18 protein-coding genes are annotated in these 23,947 nt (G+C 38.2%); all 18 read right to left on the bottom strand.

The genetic code is table 11. From position 1 onward, the window contains the following. A partial coding sequence (locus BM000_RS16190; RefSeq protein ID WP_091500332.1) for a SpaA isopeptide-forming pilin-related protein occupies positions 1 to 4,819 on the bottom strand: 4,819 nt, incomplete at its 3' end. A 773-nt stretch (positions 4,820 to 5,592) separates the two neighbouring features. Then, positions 5,593 to 6,126, bottom strand: a complete 534-nt coding sequence (spoVT, locus tag BM000_RS16185; RefSeq protein ID WP_091500330.1) for a stage V sporulation protein T — start codon at positions 6,124 to 6,126, stop codon at positions 5,593 to 5,595. A gap of 112 nt (positions 6,127 to 6,238) precedes the next feature. Continuing rightward, positions 6,239 to 9,763, bottom strand: a complete 3,525-nt coding sequence (gene mfd, locus BM000_RS16180) for a transcription-repair coupling factor (RefSeq protein ID WP_091500328.1) — start codon at positions 9,761 to 9,763, stop codon at positions 6,239 to 6,241. Positions 9,764 to 9,968: 205 nt separating this feature from the next. Continuing rightward, the gene (locus BM000_RS16175) at positions 9,969 to 10,199 is read right to left on the bottom strand and encodes an anti-sigma-F factor Fin (RefSeq protein ID WP_091500326.1); all 231 of its coding nucleotides are present in this window, start codon (positions 10,197 to 10,199) and stop codon (positions 9,969 to 9,971) included. A gap of 85 nt (positions 10,200 to 10,284) precedes the next feature. Continuing rightward, on the bottom strand, positions 10,285 to 10,842 hold the full coding sequence (gene pth, locus BM000_RS16170) for an aminoacyl-tRNA hydrolase (RefSeq protein WP_091500324.1): 558 nt from the start codon (positions 10,840 to 10,842) through the stop codon (positions 10,285 to 10,287). Positions 10,843 to 11,018: 176 nt separating this feature from the next. Then, complete coding sequence (locus BM000_RS16165) at positions 11,019 to 11,657, bottom strand: 50S ribosomal protein L25/general stress protein Ctc (RefSeq protein WP_091500323.1); 639 nt, start codon at positions 11,655 to 11,657, stop codon at positions 11,019 to 11,021. Positions 11,658 to 11,846: 189 nt separating this feature from the next. Continuing rightward, positions 11,847 to 12,800, bottom strand: coding sequence for a ribose-phosphate diphosphokinase (locus BM000_RS16160; protein WP_091500321.1), 954 nt, complete (start codon positions 12,798 to 12,800; stop codon positions 11,847 to 11,849). 23 nt (positions 12,801 to 12,823) lie between these two features. Then, positions 12,824 to 14,200, bottom strand: a complete 1,377-nt coding sequence (gene glmU, locus BM000_RS16155) for a bifunctional UDP-N-acetylglucosamine diphosphorylase/glucosamine-1-phosphate N-acetyltransferase GlmU (protein WP_091500319.1) — start codon at positions 14,198 to 14,200, stop codon at positions 12,824 to 12,826. A gap of 217 nt (positions 14,201 to 14,417) precedes the next feature. Continuing rightward, positions 14,418 to 14,708, bottom strand: coding sequence for a septation regulator SpoVG (spoVG, locus tag BM000_RS16150; protein ID WP_091500318.1), 291 nt, complete (start codon positions 14,706 to 14,708; stop codon positions 14,418 to 14,420). Between the two features lie 213 nt (positions 14,709 to 14,921). Beyond that, positions 14,922 to 15,734, bottom strand: a complete 813-nt coding sequence (gene purR / locus BM000_RS16145) for a pur operon repressor (protein ID WP_091500316.1) — start codon at positions 15,732 to 15,734, stop codon at positions 14,922 to 14,924. Positions 15,735 to 15,805: 71 nt separating this feature from the next. Beyond that, entirely contained in the window at positions 15,806 to 16,657 is an 852-nt protein-coding gene (gene ispE / locus BM000_RS16140; RefSeq protein WP_091500314.1) for a 4-(cytidine 5'-diphospho)-2-C-methyl-D-erythritol kinase, read from the bottom strand. A gap of 172 nt (positions 16,658 to 16,829) precedes the next feature. Then, complete coding sequence (veg, locus tag BM000_RS16135; RefSeq protein ID WP_091500313.1) at positions 16,830 to 17,096, bottom strand: biofilm formation stimulator Veg; 267 nt, start codon at positions 17,094 to 17,096, stop codon at positions 16,830 to 16,832. 182 nt (positions 17,097 to 17,278) lie between these two features. Continuing rightward, positions 17,279 to 18,148 (bottom strand): sporulation peptidase YabG, encoded by an 870-nt coding sequence (yabG, locus tag BM000_RS16130; RefSeq protein ID WP_091500312.1) that lies wholly within the window; start codon positions 18,146 to 18,148, stop codon positions 17,279 to 17,281. A 129-nt stretch (positions 18,149 to 18,277) separates the two neighbouring features. After that, complete coding sequence (gene rsmA, locus BM000_RS16125; RefSeq protein ID WP_091500310.1) at positions 18,278 to 19,162, bottom strand: 16S rRNA (adenine(1518)-N(6)/adenine(1519)-N(6))-dimethyltransferase RsmA; 885 nt, start codon at positions 19,160 to 19,162, stop codon at positions 18,278 to 18,280. Then, positions 19,155 to 19,724 (bottom strand): ribonuclease M5, encoded by a 570-nt coding sequence (rnmV, locus tag BM000_RS16120; RefSeq protein WP_091500309.1) that lies wholly within the window; start codon positions 19,722 to 19,724, stop codon positions 19,155 to 19,157. The genes rsmA and rnmV overlap by 8 nt, the downstream gene beginning before the upstream one ends. 293 nt (positions 19,725 to 20,017) lie before the next feature. Next, positions 20,018 to 21,034 carry an aminoglycoside phosphotransferase family protein gene (locus BM000_RS16115; RefSeq protein WP_091500307.1) on the bottom strand — a complete coding sequence of 339 codons (1,017 nt, stop codon included), beginning with the start codon at positions 21,032 to 21,034 and terminating at the stop codon, positions 20,018 to 20,020. Positions 21,035 to 21,455: 421 nt separating this feature from the next. Further along, positions 21,456 to 22,673 carry a ubiquitin-like domain-containing protein gene (locus tag BM000_RS16110; protein WP_091500306.1) on the bottom strand — a complete coding sequence of 406 codons (1,218 nt, stop codon included), beginning with the start codon at positions 22,671 to 22,673 and terminating at the stop codon, positions 21,456 to 21,458. Positions 22,674 to 22,923: 250 nt separating this feature from the next. After that, the gene (locus BM000_RS16105; protein ID WP_091500304.1) at positions 22,924 to 23,694 is read right to left on the bottom strand and encodes a TatD family hydrolase; all 771 of its coding nucleotides are present in this window, start codon (positions 23,692 to 23,694) and stop codon (positions 22,924 to 22,926) included. Positions 23,695 to 23,947: the final 253 nt, after the last annotated feature.

Genomic DNA, 23,947 nt, shown 5'->3' with positions numbered 1-23,947 from the left:
CATCTGTTTCTAAATCCTCTACTACAGTATTACCGAATTCATCCTCTATTTTGAATGTAACACCTGTTAGTAAATCACCGCGCTCACCTTTTTTGATAAGCTCGACGCCACTTGTTGACTGTTGATTAATTTTGCTCAGTTGCAAAGAAGCTTCTAGTTGATCGTCTTGATTAAAAATGACCTCAAACTCTATTGCAGTAGCATCTAAATCATGGCCAAATGGTGCTTTTGTTTCAATTAACTTATAGAACCCTGGCTCCAGAGTTAAATCAAAATAGCCTGCTTCATTCGTTGTCAATAACTCCTGTAAAACATTATCATTCGAATCAAATAACGAAAACTCTGCATCCGCTAATAACGCATTAGCTTCATCCAGCTTGGTTAGGCGAACTGTACCCGGCGTTAATTCATTAAGAAAATCAACAGTTAAGACCGTTTGCTGACTACGAGTAATTTCAAATCGCTCAATGTGTTCACTTAGCTGATAACCTGCAATAGTCGCTGTTTCTTTAAATTGATACCAGCCCGGTCGTAAATCTTCCACCAATAATTTACCATCTTCATCAGTCGCTAAATCTGACAATAACAGTTCGCCTGCATCGTCTTGAAGTTCAAAGACAACGCCTGCTAAGAGATTGTTGTCCGCTCCACGTTTCGTCAGTTCGACTGCGCCATTAATTAAGCTGTTTTCAATCTCTTCAAGATCAACTGCTTCATTACTGGCCTCAATTGTAAAGTAAATAGGTGTATCATCGAGCTGATAATCACTTGGTGCTTGCTGTTCGACAAGGCGATATTGACCACCTTTTAACTGATCAACTGCAATGACTCCATCTTCATCTGTCGTTAGATTAGTCGTATGGTTAATCCAATTGCCCGTTCCCCCTTGGTTGTATTCAAGGTCAAACACAGCCCCTTCAAGTACTGTTCTGTCTACATCATCAACTTTCGTTAGACGCACAGATCCATCCTCTACCGCCTCATTTGTAAGCATAGCTGTCTTTAATACTGTCTGATCTCCATCAATGGTAAAGTCTACACTAACTGGATTCGCTTCATTAATAATATAGCCAATCGGTGCGGTAATCTCGACAAGGCGATAATTCTTTCCTATTTCAAAGTGCTCTAGTGTCAAGTTGATTTTACCTTCACTATTGGTTGTTAGCACGTCTTGATCCGGCTGCGGACTAACATCAACGAAATCACCATTTATTTCTTCTTGAAATTTAAATTCCGCTCCCGCCAGATACGTACTTGAATTATCCTGGTCTACTTTTTGTAATTCAAATTCCCATACACCTAATGTGTTTGTAAACGTATATGAAGTGTCCTCTTTCCGATCATCTTCATCAAGTGCATAAATGCCATCATGATCAAAGACTACTACCTTCCCAGTTGCATACTCAGCATTAAGTACATAGCCTTCCGGAGGGGTAATTTCCATAATTAGATATTTTCCATACTTGTATTTGTTGCTTGTACGGGCAATGCCGTCTTCATCTGTTGTGATAACTTCAAGTAACCGTGTGCCTGTTACATCATATATCTCAAAGACCGCACCTTCTAATAGAACTGACTGATCATCGCTATCCACTTTCTCAATGGTTAATTCTGCACCACCAGTAGCGTAAACAACGCCTCCTGCACCACCTTGAAAGCTGGCAGTATGGTCTTGCTCTGATGAGTCAATCGCATTATCAACAACATGACCCAACAATGAAGCTGTATTAGAGATGTCATCACCATGGTTAGCGTTAATAAATGTCTCATACTCAAGAATATATGGTTCTTCAATCTCATCACTAAAAGTTAATTCAAAGGATTCCTCCCACGTTTCTTCATCAACTGAAAATTCGATGTTATATAAAGCTGAATCTACTTCTGTTCCCTTTGTAATAACACCATTCGAGGCCACCTGTGTTTCATATAATTTAAAGGTATCTTGATAATAAGTTTGATTATTAGAGAGCGTGTCATTAACAATTGCTCTGTCAATATAAGAATTGCTTCTATTTATATTTAACGTCCAGAAAGCTGTTGTTTGATTAGCCCCAGTTCCTTGGCTAACCGCTTTATTAATAAACTCATTGCCAAAGCGCGGTTCTTCTCTTGCCTCCCTAGAAAATAGCAATTTATTGGGCTCATCAGCATCAATTAAGGTCGCATTATTGGTATACTCACTTAATACTGCCTCTCCCTCAAGCGTTGTGCGATAGACAATTCGATAGGGACTATCAATTGGATGATTAAACGTTAATTCAAAACCGTCTAACCCATTCTCATCCCGCTCCATTGTATAGCTGTATGCATTATCAGAAATGGCATTCCCTTCTGTAACCGTACCACCGTTACCATGGTTTACTGTTAGCTCATAAACCGTAAGCGAGTCGTTGACAAACGCTTGCCCAGCTGAATAAAAATCGCGTAAAACAGGTTCATTAATGGTATGACGATTGAAGTTAATATCAATAGTCCACGTTAATTCTTTCGTTTGCGCATCATACTCCACCGTTTTATCACCATTGTTAACCATATAAGGGCGAGGTGTAACAGTGCCACTTTTCTCCATGCTTGGCGTACCTGCTGTTTTATTAGTCCAATCTAAACGTGCATTATTTCGATACTGTGGATTAATTTCATTAATATCAAAATAGGTGGGATCAAAGATGGTATCGTAAGTAATAATATAGGTCTCATCAATATCGCCAAGCGCTAATGTAAAGCCTTCCTGATAAGTTGGATTTGCTGCTAATTGCTGTGTTGTAATTGGACTGCCATTAATAAGCAAGCTGCCGGGATCAAGGTTCAATCCCTGATTCGCAAAAGTATCGGTCACCACCGTGTCTTCCATAAACTTGTTATCTCGATTAATTGTTAACGTCCAAGTAATGACTTTATTAGCATAATCAATAACACCATTACTTTTATTAAATATGACTTGACCAATGTCTTGACTAGCTGGCTCTGACTCTCCATCATTACCAATTTTCACATTATTCTCGACAGTAACCTGGTCATCATAAACGCGATTAGTCGCTCTTGTTTTATAATAAATCTGATATGCTTTGTTATCAGTGCTTGCGAATGCTAATTCAAATCCTTCGTTATTTGGATGAACATCGTAATCGCTGCCGTTATCAAGTTGTACGGGATTTGTTGGCTCCCCACTAGCATTAATAGTTACTTCGTAAACCTCAAATGAGTCTAAATCTAAAGTTTGGTGATCGGTATCAAAAGTATCAATTAATCGTTCGATTACTGGCTGTTGATTAAAGTTGAAATTAATAACCCATTCAATTTCTTGTAAATTAGCATCATAGCTTTCTACACCTTTGTTTAACGGTTCGTTAAATTGAATCGTTACACTATGACTCTGATTTTGACTAAACGCCCCATCATTGCCGGTTATGACAACATCGTTTCGATAGCTTGGTCTGTAATCTGGGGTTTCTCCACTGGGTAGCGGAACTGACGTTTCATAAACGACACGATAAGCTTTATCAATATTGCCAAAATCAATTGTGAATGCATTCCCCGCTACATCTGGATTAAATGCAGAGCTCACCTCAGCTCCTTGTGATACATTTCCATTTAATTGAACTGCTAACTCATAGATTCTAACCGAATTTAAATCAAGTACTAAACCACTTGGCAACGTATCTTTAAATTCCGCAGCTGTAACATGACGCTCCCCTAAATTAAAGTCAACAATCCATTCAATCGTGTCCGCATTTCGGGTATTATTGACGCCGTCCTTCTTAGCTTGACCACCCTTAGTAATTTCTGGACTACTATCTTTTTCAAAATGAACAGGAATGCTAATGGATTCTCCATCAAACTCGAATACTAGCTCTTGCCTGGTTTCTCCTTGCCACTTGCTACTATCAAATTGTCGCCAAATATAAAAATCACCTGAAAAACCTTGGCCATCATTAATTTGCTCGTTAAACGTAAAAGTAATTTCTCCCTCGGGAGAAATTACATAATCTCCGACAATTGTATTTTCCCATGGTAAATTACCTGTCAGTTCAATATTTTGCAAGAATTTATCCGGTAAAGAAAAAGTAAAATGATCACCTGCTTGATAAGAATGGCCTTGCTCAAGCTCCCATGCAAACACTAACGAAAGGGTTTCCCCTGTGTTAGCTCGAATATCCTGTAATTGTTCAGAGTTATCGGTTGGCATACCATTCTGATCAGGGTTATTCCAAGCAGTTACACCTTGAATTAAGTTCTCTGCGATAGCGCTACCCGCCAATGCTGAGAATGCACTTGTATGCGCAATTTTCTCATTATCTGCTGGCACTTGCTTATCTTCAGAGACATTTTTCTCTTGGACAACTTCCTCATCTTGTTGCTCTACTTCTGCTTCAGATTTAACTGCTTCGTTATTTACAGCGACTTGAGCTGTAAATACAAGCTTACCTTCCGCTTCATTATGTGTCTCAATCTCTTCGTTAAACGTAACCGTAACGGTGTTGTCTTCAGTAACTTGATAGCGGCCAATTTCAGTCTCTTTATAAATTAGCTCACCATTCTGTTCTTGGTCAATATTTAGTTCATCAATAAGCGTTACCGTCTCTGAGTAGCCATCGTTAACTGACCGCTCGACTACTGACCATGCCAGCTCGACAGTTACTGCCCCTACTTCTAATTCACTTGGCTCAACAATTTGACCTTCTTGATCAATCGTTATTAAATTGCCAAATATGCTTCTTTGCTCAGGTTCAGTAGTAGCCTGAGACATAAAGACAGCGCTGTTGGAAAGTGTATTTAATAACAATACAAAAATGAGTACCATACTAAATTTTTTCTTCACTTTATTTCCCCCTGTTATAAAAAATACAAAAATAACCGTTTGAAGGTGCCTAAGAGCATATGCAATTTGTCATGCAATTATGTATAAACATTATACTGACCATGACGAATCAGATAATTAACAAGACGATTAACAGTCCTTTAATCACAATCACAATTCGATTAAAACTGTCTGTACCAGGCACTTCAGCGAGTAATTTATGTTATTCATGCTATTTGTAAGGTCTATTTTTAAATACAAACAACTAGATACATCCCTATTAAATCCTAGCAAATCACCCTTTACATTTTCTCTACAAAACAGTGAAATAAGTCACTATACCTTTCAATATAATGGCTTTATTTTGTAATTAATGGATTTTATATCTAACTAAAAATTTAAAAAACTGAATTTTTAATTTATTATAAATTTATTAGTTAGGTATATTAACTTATTACTAAAATAAGATCGGCAAACAGTTGTCTGTTTATGTCAATATACTTATAAAATTGGTTTTTTTTATCGTTTCTTATGTCTGTATCGCTACAGTAACTTTATATCACTCGATAGATCAGATTATGTTGAATAACGATAGGGAAAAATTGAGGAATTGGTACAAAGTAGCTGAGAAGAAGTTATGGTGGTAAGGTATTGAGTTAATATTAATTTATTTTTTGCAACACCTCACTTGTACACATTAATGATTAGGCATTTATTTTCAATATTTCTTATCGTTTCCTAAACAACAAAAAAACGCACAAGCAACTGCCTGTGCGCTTTTTTGAAATCGTTTATTATTGCATTTGGCGTCCCAAAAAGTTAGACGCAATTTCTACCGTTGTAATTTCCTGCTGAGTAACTTTTTCCTCTTTTGAGTAAACAATAACTGATCCGACTGGATCACCGTTAGAAATAATAGGGTGCATGACGTAAGATGCGTTAATAACGGGTTGATCCTTTCTTAATTCCAATGCAACAAAAGATTCCTTAATAAGGGGTTTACGCTCATCCATCACGCGCTCAACCAAATTAGCTATATTCTTACTTAAAAAGTCCTTTTTACTCTCTCCTGCCACTGCAATAAATGTATCGCGATCACAAATAAGAACGGGTTTCTTTAATGATTCATGTAGTGAGTCTGCATACTCCTGTGCAAAACTCCCTAGTTCTTGGATAGGAGAGTATTTCTTCAAAATGACTTCTCCTTCTCGATCAACAAAAATCTCTAAAGGATCCCCCTCTCTAATTCTCAATGTACGTCTAATTTCTTTTGGTATAACAACCCGTCCTAAATCATCGATTCTTCTGACAATACCTGTTGCTTTCATCTGTGTAGCCTCTCTTTCATCGTAAATTAATCGTTAACTTACATACATCCTAACATAAGTTCTATGTCGTGGTGTATTTAGTATGGTTATCCAATTAAGGAACTATACATCCTTAGTGCTTTAATTTTTCCAATGCGCCTATAAATGAATCAATGTATTGATAACGATCAGGAGGCAGTTGTTTAGAAAAGCTAAAAGTCACCATTAATTTTTCCTGATCTGTACTCAATAAAATCATTCTACCAAAATCAGAGCTATAACGAAACAGCTTTGCTCCGTCAATCGCTTTACTACCCTTGTTGTCGAATGTCATGACAATTTTTTTATTAGATTCTCTGATTGTCTCAATTCGATGTGTCTTTGCGCCAATACGCAATGCTGTTACTTTAACTAAGTTATCAACCTCAATTGGATAATCACCAAATCGATCTACCAACTCTTCCTTTATATCTTCTAAAGTATCGTGATCATTGGCTGCTCGAAAGCGTTTATACATATTAATCTTTTGTTTTCCGTCTCGAATATACGAATCAGGAATATAAGCATCAATCGTTAAATTAAGTTCAGGATTTACTAGTTCCTTCTCTTCTCCATTATACCCTTCTTTTCTTCTTTCAATCGCTTCTTTTAACATTTCAGAATATAAATCAAAGCCTACTGAGTCGATAAAGCCATGCTGTTGCGCACCCAATATATTTCCCGCACCGCGAATAGACAGGTCTCTCATAGCAATTTTGAACCCAGAGCCGAGCTCAGTAAACTCTTTTATTGCCTGCAGTCTTTTTTCTGCTACTTCAGTCAATACCTTGTCCTTTTGATAGGTAAAATATGCGTAAGCAATTCGATTGCTCCGACCAACTCGTCCTCTTAGTTGATAAAGCTGACTCAGACCCATTCGATCTGCTTTGTCAACAATTAGTGTATTCACATTCGGGATATCGACGCCTGTTTCAATAATGGTCGTACTGACAAGTACATCATATTCACCTGCTAAAAACGCTAACATGACATTCTCTAGCTCAGTCTCATTCATTTGTCCATGCGCAACCGCCACTCGAGCTTCAGGAACTAGCATTTGAATTTCTTGCGCCTTGCGCTCAATGCTTTCGACACGATTATATAAAAAGAAAACTTGGCCGCCCCTTGCTAATTCTCGCTCAATTGATTCTCGCAATAGCATTGGATTATATTCTAAAACGTAGGTCTGAATTGGAAAACGATTGGCTGGCGGCGTTTCGATTACAGATAAATCACGAACACCTAACATTGACATATGTAGTGTCCTTGGTATCGGTGTTGCTGTTAAGGTCAATACATCTACAGTTGCTTTTAGCTGTTTAATCTTTTCCTTGTGCTTCACACCAAATCGTTGTTCTTCATCAACTATTAATAATCCTAAGTCTTTATACTGAACATCCTTTGATAATAGACGATGCGTGCCAATTACTAGGTCAACAACACCTTCCTTTAACCCTTTAAGCGTTTCAGTCTGTTGCTTTTTAGTTCGAAAACGGCTTAACAAGCCAATCTCAATTGGGTACTCTTGAAACCGCTCAATAACTGTCTCATAGTGCTGCTGCGCTAGAATAGTTGTTGGTACCAGGATAGCGACCTGTTTCCCTTCCATAATTGCCTTAAAGGCTGCACGGATAGCCACCTCAGTCTTTCCATAACCAACGTCGCCACATAGAAGACGATCCATTGGTCTAGTTCGTTGCATATCTTGCTTTATTTCTTCAATACACCTGAGCTGATCTTCTGTTTCCTGATAAGGAAACGCATCCTCAAACTCACGTTGATGTAAAGTATCCTCTCCAAACGCATGGCCAACCGAAGCCTCTCGTTCTGCATAAAGCTTGATTAAATCATCGGCAATATCTTCAACTCGAGATTGAACTTTCCGCTTAACCTTTTTCCACTCAGCTCCGCCTAATTTATATAACTTTGGCTCCTTACCTTCTGATCCTACATATTTTTGGACAAGGTCAATTTGATCAATTGGAACAAAGAGCTTATCGTCGCCATTATACTTAATTAACATAAAATCCTTATGAACATCTTGAACCTTTAACGTTTCAACACCAACAAAGCGGCCAATTCCATGATTGACATGAACAACATAGTCACCCACCTTAAGCTCCTGGTAGCTCTTTATTCGCTCCGCATTTGATAGTTTTTGCTTCTTTTGCTTTCGCCTCGTCACGCGAGCCTTAAATAATTCTTGGTCAGTCAACAGGGCCAGCTTTTGCATTGGCAGTTCAAACCCTGTTGATAAGTTTCCGACCATAACGATCGGCTGTTTAACGGGTAAACGAACTGTCTCATCAGCTAACCCCGTCTCAATTTGATAATCAGCTAGGATTGACTGAATTTTCTCTGCACGTTGCGGGGTTGAGGCAAGAAAAACAATTGAATAATCAGCCTTCTGCCATCGTTTCATTTCACTTTGTAACACGCTCATTTGTCCGTGAAACTGTTGCATGGCTCTACTTGTAATATTAACAACATTTTGAGGCATCGTATGTGTAACATGACGAAGAAAGACGGATAGATATATTTTAGATTGCACCATCATTGCCCAAATATTAGACCAATCAAACGAAAGAGACAGATCAGGGACCATCTTATAATCAGCTAGTAAGGTAGCTATCCACTCTGCTTCTTCTTTATCTAAAATTTGCGCAGACTCTTGAACACGTCCTATTTCATCAATAAAGATATAGCCGTCATTGCCCAAGTAATCTAGCAAGCTACTTGGCTGATCATAGTAATATTGATTGTATTTATACATATCCTCAAAACCTTCTCGCCGGCGGAGTCGGTCAAGATCATGATGAATTTGCTCATGCAATGCAGCCTTTTCATTAGCATTTTTATTTTTTTTCAATGCAGCAGCTAAACTATTCTCAAGCCTGTCAGCAGCGCGACTCATATCCTCACCTGTCAGAAGTAGTTCTGTAACAGGAAGAATGGTAACCTTATCAACTTTTTCAAGCGAGCGTTGACTATTCGCATCAAAAAATCGAATTGAATCGACCTCTTCATCAAACAGCTCGATTCGAACTGGATGGTCCTCCGTAATTGGATAAAGGTCAATTATTCCACCACGCATGCTAAATTCTCCTGGACTTGCAACCATATCAACACGTTCGTAACCCATTTTTACAAGCTTAGCTAAATACTGGTCAATATTAATATCCTCACCCAGTTTGAAATAGAGCTTAAATGTCTCCCAATAGCTTATTGGTGGCAAAATCCGCTTTAATGCAGCAACTGGAGCAATTAGTACCCCTTCCCTTTGCTGCGCCCAAGCAGTCAAAGATCCTATTCGTTGACTCCTAAGCTCTGGACTCGAAACTGCCATTTCGGCGACTAAGAGTTCATTAACTGGATAGAGATGAACAGCTTCAGGGTTTATCAGCTCGTTCAAATCATCATATAACTGTTGAGCCTGTGAAAGGTGATTTGTTATAATAAGAAGTCTTCTTTTAGAAGCTGCTTGAATAGTTGATATCCACATACTTCTTGCTGAACCTGATAAACCTGTAATTAACTGCTCTTTTAGCCCTGACGATAAGCCACTAACGACGGACTGAATATCTTGATGATCATGTAAAAAATTAATAAAGCCTTTCATGCTTGTTCCCCCATTCATGTAGCCAAATTAGATTTTAAAGCTACATAGCACCAGAATGCCTTCCCGTACTACAGACAGGATGCTAACTTCCATCATGCTTAATGCTTTATCATTATAAAGCCACCTGCTTCGACTTCTTTAACGTGCAAAATGCCTTGGTTTTTTTAAAACCAAAGCTCCACTTACTTATTTATTTATGTTCATATCAATGTATAAAATGATCCAGCTCATGGTAAACAGGAAATTTATAAAGGGCTGACTCGCAGCTTTCGCAAATGACTAAAACATCTACATCCCCTGATTGATGCTGTTTAACCATGACTTCCTTTTGATCACTTGGTAAATGGTTAAAACCTAACTGATCAAGGTTTAAGCGCTCGTGATTAAGCTGAGCAATTGTTGATAGACAATGCTTACATTTGTAATGAACTCGCATCGGAACCCTCCTAGTCTGATACTGTTTAAACATTAGTATCTCCTAATCTGGTTAGCTTATACGAGCTTATAAAATTATATGTAGCTCAATTAAAATCATTCATCACTTCGAGAAATGAGCGATTAAACCATGCCTCACAAGCAGCAACTGAGCGATCAATACTTTCCGCTATAGCTAAGTGCTGTTCTTTACTAAACTTACCCAATACATAATCCGTAACCGTAACATCAAATTCTGGTCGATCAATGCCAACACGAATGCGATTAAATGTTTTCGTACCTAATTGATCAATAATTGAGCGAATACCATTATGGCCTCCATGGCCACCAGATTGTCTTAAGCGTTCCTTTCCAACCGGGAGATCTAAGTCATCATAAATAACTAACAACTGCTCAGGTGTTAATTTATAAAAATCCAACACTGCTTTGACGCTCTCCCCAGATAGATTCATGTATGTTTGCGGTTTTAACAAGATAACCTGTTCATTACCAACAGTTTCAATCGTGCAATGACTTTGAAATTTATGTTTACTTACCGTCCATTTGTTACGTTTTGCTAATTGATCAATCACCATAAATCCAACATTATGCCGAGTTTTTTGATACTTTAAGCCCGGATTTCCTAAACCTACGATACACTTCATTAATTTCACAACTTCCTTTTTGCGGTATGGCTCTTATTGTACTTTGTTTTTATAAAAAAAGAAAGTGCAACGACTAATAAGCACTAACACGACAAACTATTCTCTGCTCTAGACTAGTCTATAAAAAAGAATGCAAAACCTGAACGTATTGCCGTTCAGGTTTTGCATTATCGTTATTATTCCTCTACTTCTTCTGCGTTTCCTTTTTGATCTACTAATTCTGGCTCTACATCTTCATCTTCCGGTTCTGCATCAAGGTCCTCAGCTAAAGTAGGGGCTGTAATTGTCACAATCGTTGTATTCGGATCTTCTACAATTTCATAGCCTTTACCCTCTTTAAGATCGGCAACCATTATTGAGTCACCTACATTTAATTCCGTAACGTTAATTATAATTTCCTCAGGAATACTAGCTGGTTTTGCTCGGACTAGCAATTCATGTAGGGGTTGTTGTAAGACGCCACCATCTTTAGCACCTTGCGCCTCACCCTCTAAATGAAGAGGAACTTGCACATCCATTTCTTGTGCCATATTAACAATGTAGAAATCAGCGTGAATGAGCTTATCCATAATTGGCTCTACTTGATAATCATGAAGCATAACATCTACACTATTCCCCTCTACTTCTAAAGAAATAATGGCATTACGCCCTTCATCACGAACTGTTTTTAATAAATCTATGCTGTTTACAGTGACAGATTTCGGTTCCTTTTCATGGCCATATACAATAGCCGGGATTAAACCTTCTTTTCTCAATCGTCTCGTGTTTGATTTTTTCAAGTCATTTCTTGGCTTTGCTTCTAGTTTAACTGCCATGCTACATAACCTCCATTAAATTTTCGTTCTTAAGCTTTATAAAAATAGCTTGTGCCATTTCTATAATTGTATTTACCATATTGGTGAACTTTTAAATGTTGAGTTTAATTCTTCTAACGGTAAATAAAACGATTCTAATGGTTACAATTCCCTTATGACACTCTTGTTAAACCTTTTTTAAAGAAAAACTTAATCGAATAAAACACTAACTGACAATTGCTCATGAACACGAATAATCGCCTCACTAATTAATGGCGCGACGGATAAGGTCACAACCTTATCCGTTTGTTTTTCGATCGGAAGCGGGATGGAGTTTGTCACAACGAGCTCTTTAATAGGGGAATCTGTTATCCGATCAATAGCTGGCCCTGATAAAACAGGATGCGTACAGCAAGCATATACATCTGTTGCACCATTTTTTATTAATGCATTTGCTGCTAAGCTGATTGTCCCTGCCGTGTCAATCATGTCATCAATTAATATTGCCGTTTTCCCTTTTATATTTCCAACTATATTCATTACCTCAGCAACATTTGGTCGTGGTCGCCGTTTATCAATAATTGCAATTGGTGCTTTTAGACGCTCGGCAAGCTGGCGGGCACGCGATACCCCACCATGATCAGGTGATACAACTACAACATCAGCAAATTCTTTTTCACTCCAGTAATCACCTAGAATTGGCACTCCGACCAACTGATCAACTGGAATGTTAAAAAAGCCTTGAATTTGTGGTGCATGCAGGTCCAGTGTAATAACACGAGAAGCACCTGCGACTTGTAGGATGTCAGCAACCAATTTTGCGGTGATGGGTTCTCTTGCTCTTGCTTTTCGATCTTGACGTGCATATCCATAATAAGGGATAACAACATTAATTGTTGCAGCTGATGCACGCTTTAATGCATCAATCATAATTAATAACTCCATGATGTGTTGGTTTACTGGTGCACTCGTTGATTGTACAACATATACATCGCAACCTCTAACGCTTTCCTCAATATTAATTTGAATTTCCCCATCACTAAAGCTTGTAACTGAACACTCACCTAACTTAACACCGATTTGTTCAGCAATTTCAGCTGCTAGCTTTGGATTAGAATTAAGCGTAAAAACTTTTAAGGTACGATCTTGATATCCCGTTGACATTTAGTCAAAACCTCCATATTGTTCTATTTTAATAATTTATTAAATTTTTGTGCATACGTTTCTTTGTTTTCTTGTTTTGCTCTAGCGATTGATAAAGCTTCGGCAGGCACATCCTTATTAATGGTTGAACCAGCTGCCACTAGTGCACCTTTACCAATCGTTACTGGGGCAATTAAATTAACATTACAACCAATAAAGACATCATCTTCAATTTTTGTGCTAAATTTATTTGCTCCATCATAATTGACTGTAATTGCGCCACAGCCAACATTAACATTTTGGCCGACCTCGGCATCACCAATGTAGCTTAAATGAGAAACTTTACTTCCGTGCGCTATTGTCGATTTTTTCACTTCAACAAAATTACCGACCTTTACACCATCCATAAGCTGTGATGCTGGTCGAATGTGTGCAAAAGGACCAATATTAACATGTGAGCCAATTTCACTTGCATGGACAACACTGTGCTTAATATGCGTATACGCTCCGATAATACAATCTAGAATTTCACTGTATGGTCCAATAATTGCATGTTCACCTATTTTTGTATCACCTTTAATAATGGAGCCTGGTTCAATGACAACATCCTCAGCAATCGTAACCGTAGGTGCAATATATGTTTGATCAGGGTCAACAATAGTTACTCCTTGACGCATATGCTGTTCATTAATACGTTGCTTCATTAGCTTTTCTGCCTGAGCCAAGGCAACACGGTCATTTACACCAATTGTTTCATGAAAGTTAGCCGTTTTAAAAGCAACAACCTTTTCACCTTCTTGCTGTGCAATTTCTATTACATCTGGTAAATAATACTCACCCTGAGCATTATCATTTGTGACCTTTTCTAAAGCTGCGAATAAGAATTGATTATCAAAGCAGTATGTGCCTGTATTAATTTCTTTAACAGATAATTGTTCCAAGTCAGCATCCTTTTGTTCAACAATTTTCGCAACGTGACCAGATTGATCACGAATGATGCGACCATAGCCTGTCGGATCGGCAATGGTCGTTGTTAAGACGGAAACCTTTGCGGTAGTAGATTGGTGATGATCAAACAGTTTATTCAGCGTTTCCTGCGTAAGTAGCGGTGTGTCACCACAAACAACAATAGTCACGCCTTTTTTATCATATAACAAAGGTGCTGCTTGCTGAACTGCATGTCCAGTACCGAGCTGTTCTGCTTGCATAACAAATTCAGATGCTTGACCGAGTTGGTCTTTTACTTGCTCTGCACCATGACCAACAACGGTTATAATTTTTTCTAATTTAAGTGCTTCGAGCTGATCAACAACATGCTGAACCATAGGTCGCCCCATTACTGGGTGTAGCACTTTATAGAGCTTTGATTTCATTCGTGTGCCTTGCCCTGCTGCTAAAACAATGGCGTATTTATTTATCATTAAACGCTACCCTCCATATCGTGTTATTAAAGTTTATTTTTAATTTTTTAGATTTCAGTATCTATTAGACGTTTAAAATTATACCACTAAAGAATATATCTTAAAAGAACATGCTTTTCAATAGCGCAAACATTTCCTCTGTAATAATTTGTTCTACCTACAAAGTGAAAAGCCTAATCGATAATCGACTAGGCTTTTCATGTTTATAAAAAAAATATTAAGAGACCCCTGCTTTTTCAAGCTGAACATCAGGTTGCTGTGCGTGATGGTATTTCTCTAAAACAGCATCCTGAATTTTCGCACGCATATTTGCATTAATTGGATGAGCAATATCCCTAAATTCACCATCCGGAGTCCGTTTTGAAGGCATAGCAACAAACAGGCCATTATTCCCATCTATAACGCGAATATCATGAATGACAAATTCATCATCTAAAGTGATCGAAGCGATCGCTTTCATTCTACTTTCGCTTGTGACGCGGCGTAATCTAACATCTGTCACTTCCATTATGTTCACCACCTTTTTCCTTTTAAGCTTGCTTAAAGATTAATTCAACAGCATGAATCTTAATTCCTGCTTAATTTCATTTATTTTGAAAAAAACTTTTAGCAATCTACTAGGCGGACACAAAATGTTAATAAAAATGTTAATCACACACAACATAAATCCAATATATGTATTACAATCACTAATATAGTCATACGAAGAAACATAAGGTTATTAATTAAAGAAATTTCCTCTACTAACATCAATTTGGGTATTTTTCACATCTACATTTGATATTTGAAGTAGTGAGGTATAATCTGTTACAACACGCTCATCCTCTTCATCTTCAGCTTCAGCTAAAACACCTATTGCTGCTACATGGGCATCAAATTCCTTTAATAAGCTCTTCATACCATCAATTGTACCGCCAGCCTTCATAAAGTCATCAATAATACAAACGGTTGAACCTTGTTTTAAACTACGTTTTGTCAGCACCATTGTTTGAATTTTCCTTGAAGAGCCTGATACGTAATTAATACTAACGGTTGACCCTTCGGTTATCTTTGGATCTCTTCGGACGATAACCACCGGGACATTTAAAAAGGACGCAACAGCATAAGCAATCGGTATCCCTTTGGTTGCAACCGTGACAATCGCCTCTATGTTTAGGTGAGCGAAGGCAGTCGCAAATAAACGTCCAATCGTACTGACCGTTTTGGGTTCACCCAGAATATCACTCATAAATAAATAGCCACCAGGAAGAATACGATTAGGGTCCTCTAACCGTCCTGCTAAATGTTCAATAAAAGCTATACTTTGACTCTCATTATACTGTGGTATGTATCGGATTCCTCCAGCAGCACCTGCAATGGACTCAAGATAACCAATGCCTTCATCTTTGAACATCTTATTCATAATTGTTAAATCCTCACTAATTGAAGATTTAGCAGCATCATATCGCTCTGAAAAATATGGCAATGAAATTAATTTCATTGGATTTTCCAAAACGTATTGTGTCATACCAATTAAGCGATCGCTTCTTTTCATATTCCCACCCCGAAAACCGAATATTTTGCAACAAATATAACATTTTATACGGTTTTAATCAAGTTTTCTTTTCACCCTAGCAGCCTTACGACAAAGACATCCTGACAAAAGCCTTTCAAACTATTATAGATTCGATCAGCTCTTGACTGCTGTCTTGTTAATCCGAATACAGTTGGCCCGCTCCCACTCATTAGTACTGCGTCAGCACCGGACTGCTTCATCATTGTTTTAATTTGAGTTACCTCTGGATGCAATGGCAAGGTCACATCCTCTAATACGTTCCCAACATATTTGACCATCTGATCATAATTGCTATTATTAATTGCTGCTACCATTGCTTTTGTATTAGGATGCTTTATTGTTTGTAAATTTAAATTCTGATAAACAGATTCTGTTGACACGCCAATAATAGGCTTCGCTAAAACTGCCCAACACGAAGGTGGTGGGGGCAAATGTGTTATCTGTTCTCCACGTCCTTGGGCGAGACCTGTCCTATTATAAACGCAGAAAGGAACATCAGACCCTATTTGTGCGCCTAGTGCTGCTAATTCATCAAGCGACCTATTTAATGACCAAAGCCTGTTTAACGCCCGTAGTGTAGCCGCAGCATCACTACTACCGCCCGCCAAGCCTGCTGCAACAGGAATCTGCTTTTCAATTTTAATTTGCACACCACTGTTAATCTTATATGTTTTTTTTATAAGGTCCGCAGCAACATACGCTAAATTACGCTCATCGTTTGGGACATACTTACTCTCTGATTCAATCTGGATAACATCTTGATTAAGATGAATTAACTCAAGACGATCAGCTAGATCAACAGTTGTCATCACCATCTCAACCTCATGATATTGATCGGGTCTTTTATAAAGCACGTCCAAGGTCAGGTTTATTTTGGCAGGAGCTTTTTCAAACACATGCATATATGTCATCCTCTTTTTCACATTTTCCGTAATCTACTTTTGTATCAACATCATAACACATTTTTAAGTGAAAAAAAGGATAATTTGGCTAGCCTGATCTGCTAAAGGGGTCATGTAATCGTTAGATCATTCGTGACCTTTTTTAGGCAACAAAAAAAGCAGTAAGTTAATACTACTGCTCACCCACTGCCATTCTGTTTATTTCATCGATGAAGCTCAACTCTACTGTTTCTGTTAAAATATCAGCATAGCTATACGAAACACGTTCAAAGGCATTTTCTTCTTGATCCAATGCCACAATAAAAACTGCTGGGTAAGTTTCCTCTAGCGTACCGAATCGTTCCACTGTCTTTCTTCGTCCACCATTAGCGATAAGCTTAAGGCGTTTTCCGATTTGACCGTCCAAACTACGTTTAATCTCAACTAAAGTCTTTGCCACTATACTCCACCTCACTTCATTCATTATAGCACGGACCAATAAATTAGTCAATAAAATATTTTATTATAACAGTATTGCATTTTGTTTGTCAATACATTATTTTATGACTTTATTCATAAATCTATAATTTATAGTGTGAATGTTTAGTATTATGGCTTGTTTTTGGCTATTTATGCATTAAATTACTCAATTGCCTCATCTTCAAGATAAGGCATACCCGTTCTTAGGAAGCCCCTCGTCTCAATACCTCCTAATCCACGTTCGCCTGTAAGTGTGTTTCTCAATACGTCCACTACCTTTACTCGTTCCATAAAAGAGGTATAAGCTAATTTGGCAGTAATATAGACAGGATCGAGAGCATGGATATTAACACGCGAAGGCGAGCTAGCAAAATTTGCCCCTGCTCGAATTAAAGATTGAAAATGGGACTGGCAAGCCCCAGCAAAGATAACTAATTGATCCAAGCTCGACTCGACTCTCCTTGCTTCTCTAACCGCCTCTACAAAGTAACGTGAATGACGATACGCCTTTAAATCATTTTTTCCACCATTTTTTTCAGAAAAGGCATCATGACCTGTAATGACAACAATATCAGGCCGGATTCGCTTAACTAGCTTCCCAATTTCAAGTGGCATATCTGTCTCCTCGATATATAAGCCATGTACTTGTAGTCCGATCCGTTTATAGAGCTCAATACATTTTTTTAAATAGTGACGATCACCATCTAAGTGAAGGACACTTGCAGGTAACTGAAAATAACTACTCTCAAGGTCATAGCCTTCTGTAGCCTCATATGTTCTTTTTTCTTTCATTAGCTGATAGTCTTGTTTAAATAGCCGAAAGGAATAATCCGTTTTGTCCTTTTCATTTTCTTGATAAGCCTTCATGTCTCGCTCTGACAGCTTTACTAAATCCTCTAACGGTGCATCGGCTTCTAGTCTTAAATCCTCGCCATGGAGAATAGCAACGTTATCCTTAATGGCACAGATTCGAAACAGAATATCATGCTGATGTGATACCCTTGTGACAAGATCACCTATGGTTAAATCCATTCTTAATCCCCTCCCGCTCTATTAATAGCCTATGATGCAGGCGATTAACATGTGAGTAAATTGCTTAAACCATAAAAAACAGACATTGAAAGCTAATTATCGCTTTTCAAAAGTCTGTTTTTTATGGTTTCATGGTAAGTATGAAGGCTGAAAAGTATGAGCTAGTTGAGCAAATTCAGCAATAGTCAATGATTCTGCACGCCTTGTCCCATCTATTAATGCTTCTGTCAATTTTTGTTCAATCTCCATTTTAGATAGTGATGTCTTAAAAAAGTTGAACAGATTGTTTCGAAGCGTTTTTCTTCTCTGGGCAAAACAGGCTTGCACAAGCTCGAAGAAAAATTCTTCATCTTGAACCTGGACCGGTGGTGTCTGCCTAAAGTCTAAGTGTAGAACAGCTGAGTCAACATTAGGTTGTGGCATAAAGACAGTCTTTGGCACATTTAATGCAACCCGTGCCTCAGTATAATACTGGACAGCAATTGACAACGAGCCATAGCTTTTATTATTAGGCGTTGCCGCCATTCGATCGGCGACTTCCTTTTGAATCATGACGGTTATACTTTCAATTGGTAATTTCGCCATTAATAGCTTCATAATAATCGGGGTTGTTACATAATACGGTAAATTAGCCACAATTTTAATTGGCTGTTCGCGATTAAATTCTCGCTGTACAATTTCTTGTACATCTGCCTTTAAAATATCCTGATAAATGATTGAAACATTATCATAGTCAGACAGCGTATCAGCTAAAACAGGCGCTAACCTTTGATCAATTTCAAATGCAACAACCCGCTTTGCATGCTGAGCAAGCTGTTCTGTTAAGGCCCCCATTCCTGGCCCAATCTCTATTACGCCAGTAGCGTCTGTTACAGCTGCTGCTTGAATTATATTTTTCAAGACATTGACATCAATAATAAAATTTTGTCCTAAACTCTTTTTAAAACTAAACCCATATTTCCCTAAGTAGTGCTTCGTTTGTGACGGTGTCGCAATTGCTTTTTGTTTAGACATCCTTTTCCTCCTGCAGAATTGCTTTCATCTCTTGATTAAGTTGATCGAGAGAAATCTGGAACATTTTCAAGCGCTTGAGCAACTGTTTTCCGTTGGCATGGCCAATCCGCAATTGAGTCGTAAGTAGCTCTCTACGTCTCTTCGCATCAGAGCCACCGATTAGCCCATAAGCAAGCAAACTCTCTCTGGTAATCCTATTAACTTCATCCTGATCATCTTCTTCGAGCTGATAGACCTTAGCTAAAGCCTCCTTAATTGCCTCTTTAGAAGCATGCTCAATACCGATTCCTTTATCACGCTTCTGACGCGCTTCATCCTTTGTTAAAAAAGCATGCTTACAGCCTGGAATAGCTTCTGAAATAAGACTTCGAATTCGTTGCCCAGGAAAATCAGGATCAGTAAAGATAATAACACCACGCTTTTCCTGAGCGTGCTTAATCTGAGCAATAACCCGCTGATCTACAGCCGACCCGTTCGTTTCAATGGTATCTGCATCTACAGCTTGTTTAACCTTTGCCGTATCATCCTTACCCTCAACGACAATAATTTCTTTAATTTTCAATAAAAAAAGCCTCCAATATTTAAATTAACATGTTCTTAGTTAAGTGTTTTTTTACTCGCTGTTTTTTATTATAATATACTAAAAAGATTAAAAAAAGTTAAAATCCCACTACAGTCCTGTTTTATTAGCCTCCCATAACGGAATTAAGTAATCAAGCTATCATTCCGTTCACTGTATTTATTAAGAAAAAAATTAGTCGACTTTTATACAATTCAACCAAATTAAAAACCTCCTCACCCCTTCTTAGTTAAGGAGTGCAGAGGTTTTTAATTTAATTTCACTATTAACCCTAGCTAAAAATGGTTTATCTCATAAATCTTTTGCAAGGTATTAAGATGTAGTGCTTTATCTTCAGTGGAGGACGCAAACTTAAACCACTCCACAAGCCGATAGCCAAACATAATAAGAATCAATTCATGGACACAATGATCAGAAATATGAGATACCTCCACGTATTCTGAAAAACCCTTGTAATAGGCTGAAACACATTTTTGGTAATATTCAATCATATGACCCACATCAGCTTCATCCGCAATTAAACTCGCGATGTCCTCGCCTAAATAGCCCCATCCAGCAGTATCCCAGTCGATAACTACGATTTTACTGGCTGAGTAAAAAATATTGGCCACCCAAAAATCTCTATGACAAAGTACGATAGGCAGCTTTTCAATACGACTAAATATTTCATCAGCGCTATTGTCTACGTCGATCAGCATTTGACATAGGTGCTTAGGGATTTCACAGTCAGCAGAGCGAACGTAATCATATACAACATTCCATGATCGATAATGTTGATAAACGTTTTTTGCATACTCAAGCTTACTTAAGTTGGCCAACTCCTGCAAGACTTTCGGTTGTTCAGTGTATAACTTACCTTGAAACCGTCCCAATTCTTTGGCTGCGCCTGCATACATCTCAGCGGTCATATTTAAGCCTGAGACACCATCAATATACTCTAGCCAAAGCTGTATCTCGTCATCAATCAGCTCTGCATGATAACACACGGGCCAGCAAAAAGAATTGGTAAGGGTATTAGCGAAATCTGAGGTATAAAGATCATATTCCCTCCGCCATGAATCAGGATCGCCGTGTCGATCCCATTTTTTTTGCTTCTTCCAAACGACCTTATATGGCAACTGTACACCATCAAAAGTTTCAGCGATACCTGTTACAAGTCGGACATCCCCTAATGTCCCACCTTGCAGTTGTCTCGTTTGATAATCGGCACAACATATGGTCTTGCCCAGTAGTCTACTTAATACATACTCTAGTGTTTCACGCTTTATATATACATCATTACATTTGTCCATTTCTTATATCCTCTTTCCTATCTTGCTTTGGCTATTGAGCTCTTAGCTCACGTGTTTCGTTAGGTGAATACTTGGTTAAGATTTCTTACGTTAAGCTAATTTATATGGGTTAGCTCTAGTAGAAAAGAATACAACTCCTTTTACCTCTAAAGTAAAGCACGGCACACACTGGTGGTTCAATAGCATTTTTTATTATAAAAAAGTTTTATCAGGTGGCTATAGCTTGCCTTCAATATAAAAACGATCATATACCAGCATTCACTGTTTTCTTGATATTTGAAAAAAACACCCTAGCATAGAACGTAAGTGTTCTGACAATAATTCCTATAGAAAGATGTAAACTTGATCTAAACCATTATAGTACTACAAGAACCACAAAAAACCCTTGTTAATTACGATTAACAAGGGTTACGTGTTTTTATTAATCTAGAATTTCAACGGTTACCGTTTTTCGACCAAAGTTTCTTGCCTCGCCGATACTGGACATATGAAGATCAATTTTGTTTCCTGTTACGGCACCACCAGTATCGCGAGCTACTGCATAACCATAGCCTTCAATATATAGTCTCGTACCTAACGGAATGACACTCGGATCAACAGCAACGACACCATTTGGATTTGCCTTTAAATCATAGCCAGTAGCAGTCAGTCCACGACCATCACAAGAGCCACAATCCCAATTATAGGCTGTCGCCTCCATGGACAACGTTCTTGAGCTAGAGCTAGTATTCGAGCTACTCGAAGCTGAAGCACTACTACTTCTTGATACTGTTTGCTGAATAACCTTCGTTCCTACGGCAACAACCCTCTGCTCGCTCTCTTGCTTAACCTGCTCACTAATTAGTTCACGCTTGACCTCTTCACCATTCTCAATCGTAACACGGTATTGTTTTTCAATTAAGCCATCAACACCGTCGGTAATTACTTCTTCTTGACCCTGTTCAATGGAACTATCATTTCGTCGAACAGTAGAATAGTCTACCACCTCTTCAATGATATCTGTTACTTCTTCCACCCTTGTAATGGATACAATGAGTTCTTTGGTAATCAACGTATCTAGCTCTGGCTCAACTCGGTCAAGTTCATTTAACTCAATTGCCTGTGCTTCAAGGAGATCAGCTACAGTTCCTTCAGTTGTCCAAAGTTCATCCTCTTCGTTAGCATCTAAAACCATCACCTGTACCGCTCGGTCAAGTTCAATCGCTAACTGCTCAACAATCTTTTCTGTTAGATCAACGTTTAACACATCATGATCAGCTACCTCCAACTCAATATCAGAGAGGAACTGCTCAACAGTATCTTGCGTTGTATAATAGGATGCAACCTCACCATCAACTGCTACAGTGACCTCTTTTGCTTCTTTATAAACAACATGCATATCTGATTCTATTTCTGCGTTCATTGAATGCGAAAGATTATCGTGTTCACTTACATCAATCTCTAATTCTTCCAACAAGCCTTCAACTGTATTTGCACGGGTGATCAGCGTTTCTGTTTCACCATTATGTGTAAACTGCAATTCAGCTTTTGTTGTTTCAAGTATAATAAAACCAATAGAAAAAATAAGTGCAACCATACTTGTAAGTGCAATAATTCGTTTACTTTTTAATACTGGCAATAGCTTTGAGATAGGATTCATGCTTATTTGCCTCCTTTTTGTTACGCGAGAGTATTATATAAAGTTACAAAAAGGAAGTCAAACCGCTATTTTCACAATGTAACAAGCCAAAACCCTTTAATAACAATGTTTTGGCTTGTAATAATTCATCTTATTTCACATAGATTAAAAAAAGGTTACAAGGTAGGACTTCCGTTACATAAACGTAATATATCCTATTTTCTTCAAGCTTCACCACACGCTTAGTTACCTTTGCTCAGAATATTTTCATTCAATTAACGAGCCTGAATAACCGCAGTGCATTAGCAGTAGTAGCGCGGGCAACATCCTCGACACTAATCCCTCTTAATTGTGCAATTTGCTCAGCAACCAGTGCAACAAATGCTGGTTCATTACGTTTCCCCCGATTGGGGTGTGGTGCAAGAAAGGGACAATCTGTTTCGATTAATAGCCGATCTATAGGGACCTGTTGAGCAACCTCCTTTGGTAAAGATGCGTTTTTGAACGTGACAGGGCCTCCTAACGATATATAGAAATTCATCGCTAAACAGGCTTGAATATAGTCAACTGAATCGTTGTAGCAATGCATAATACCACCTACCTCTTCAGCCTGCTCCTCTTGTAAAATACGAATAATATCTTCAGTGGCCTCTCGATTATGAATAATAATTGGCATATTAACTTTTTTTGCCAACTGAATTTGTTTTCTGAACACTCGATCTTGAATATCTTTGGGGGATTTGTCCCAATGATAGTCTAAACCCATTTCTCCTAGCGCAACCACTTTTTCATGCGCGCTGAGCTCCTTTAGCCAGATAAGCTCCTTCTCGGTAAAATCAATGGCATCAACAGGATGCCAACCTACAGCTGCATAGATGAAATCATACTTCTCCGCAAGCTGCAATGCCTTTGGAATGGTTTCATGATCAAATCCAACCACCACCATTTTATTTACACCTGCTTCTTGAGCACGTTGAATGACTTGTTCCCGATCTTGGTCAAAATGGTTAACATTCAAATGTACATGTGTATCAAATAACATTCGTTCAACCCCTTTTTTCTTATCTTTTAATTAGACATGATAAAAAGAGGCTGGGACAAAAGAGTAATTAGATAAGGAAAATCCGAACATTATGTCTGAAAGCGTATAGCGCTTCGGTAAAACACTTCGCTTTCCGTGGGCACGGCTTCGGCTAACTGTGTGAAGAAAGACACTTCACACAGTGGATCCTCAGCTCGTGCTGTTCCCACAGGAGTCTACGTATTTTACCTACGCTTAATCAGAATGTTCGGAT

Origin of the sequence: Amphibacillus marinus, assembly GCF_900110345.1 — a bacterium.
GTDB lineage: Bacteria > Bacillota > Bacilli > Bacillales > Amphibacillaceae > Amphibacillus_D > Amphibacillus_D marinus.
The sequence above is the reverse complement of the archived record's forward strand: the minus strand, read 5'-3'. Positions and strand labels throughout refer to the sequence as shown.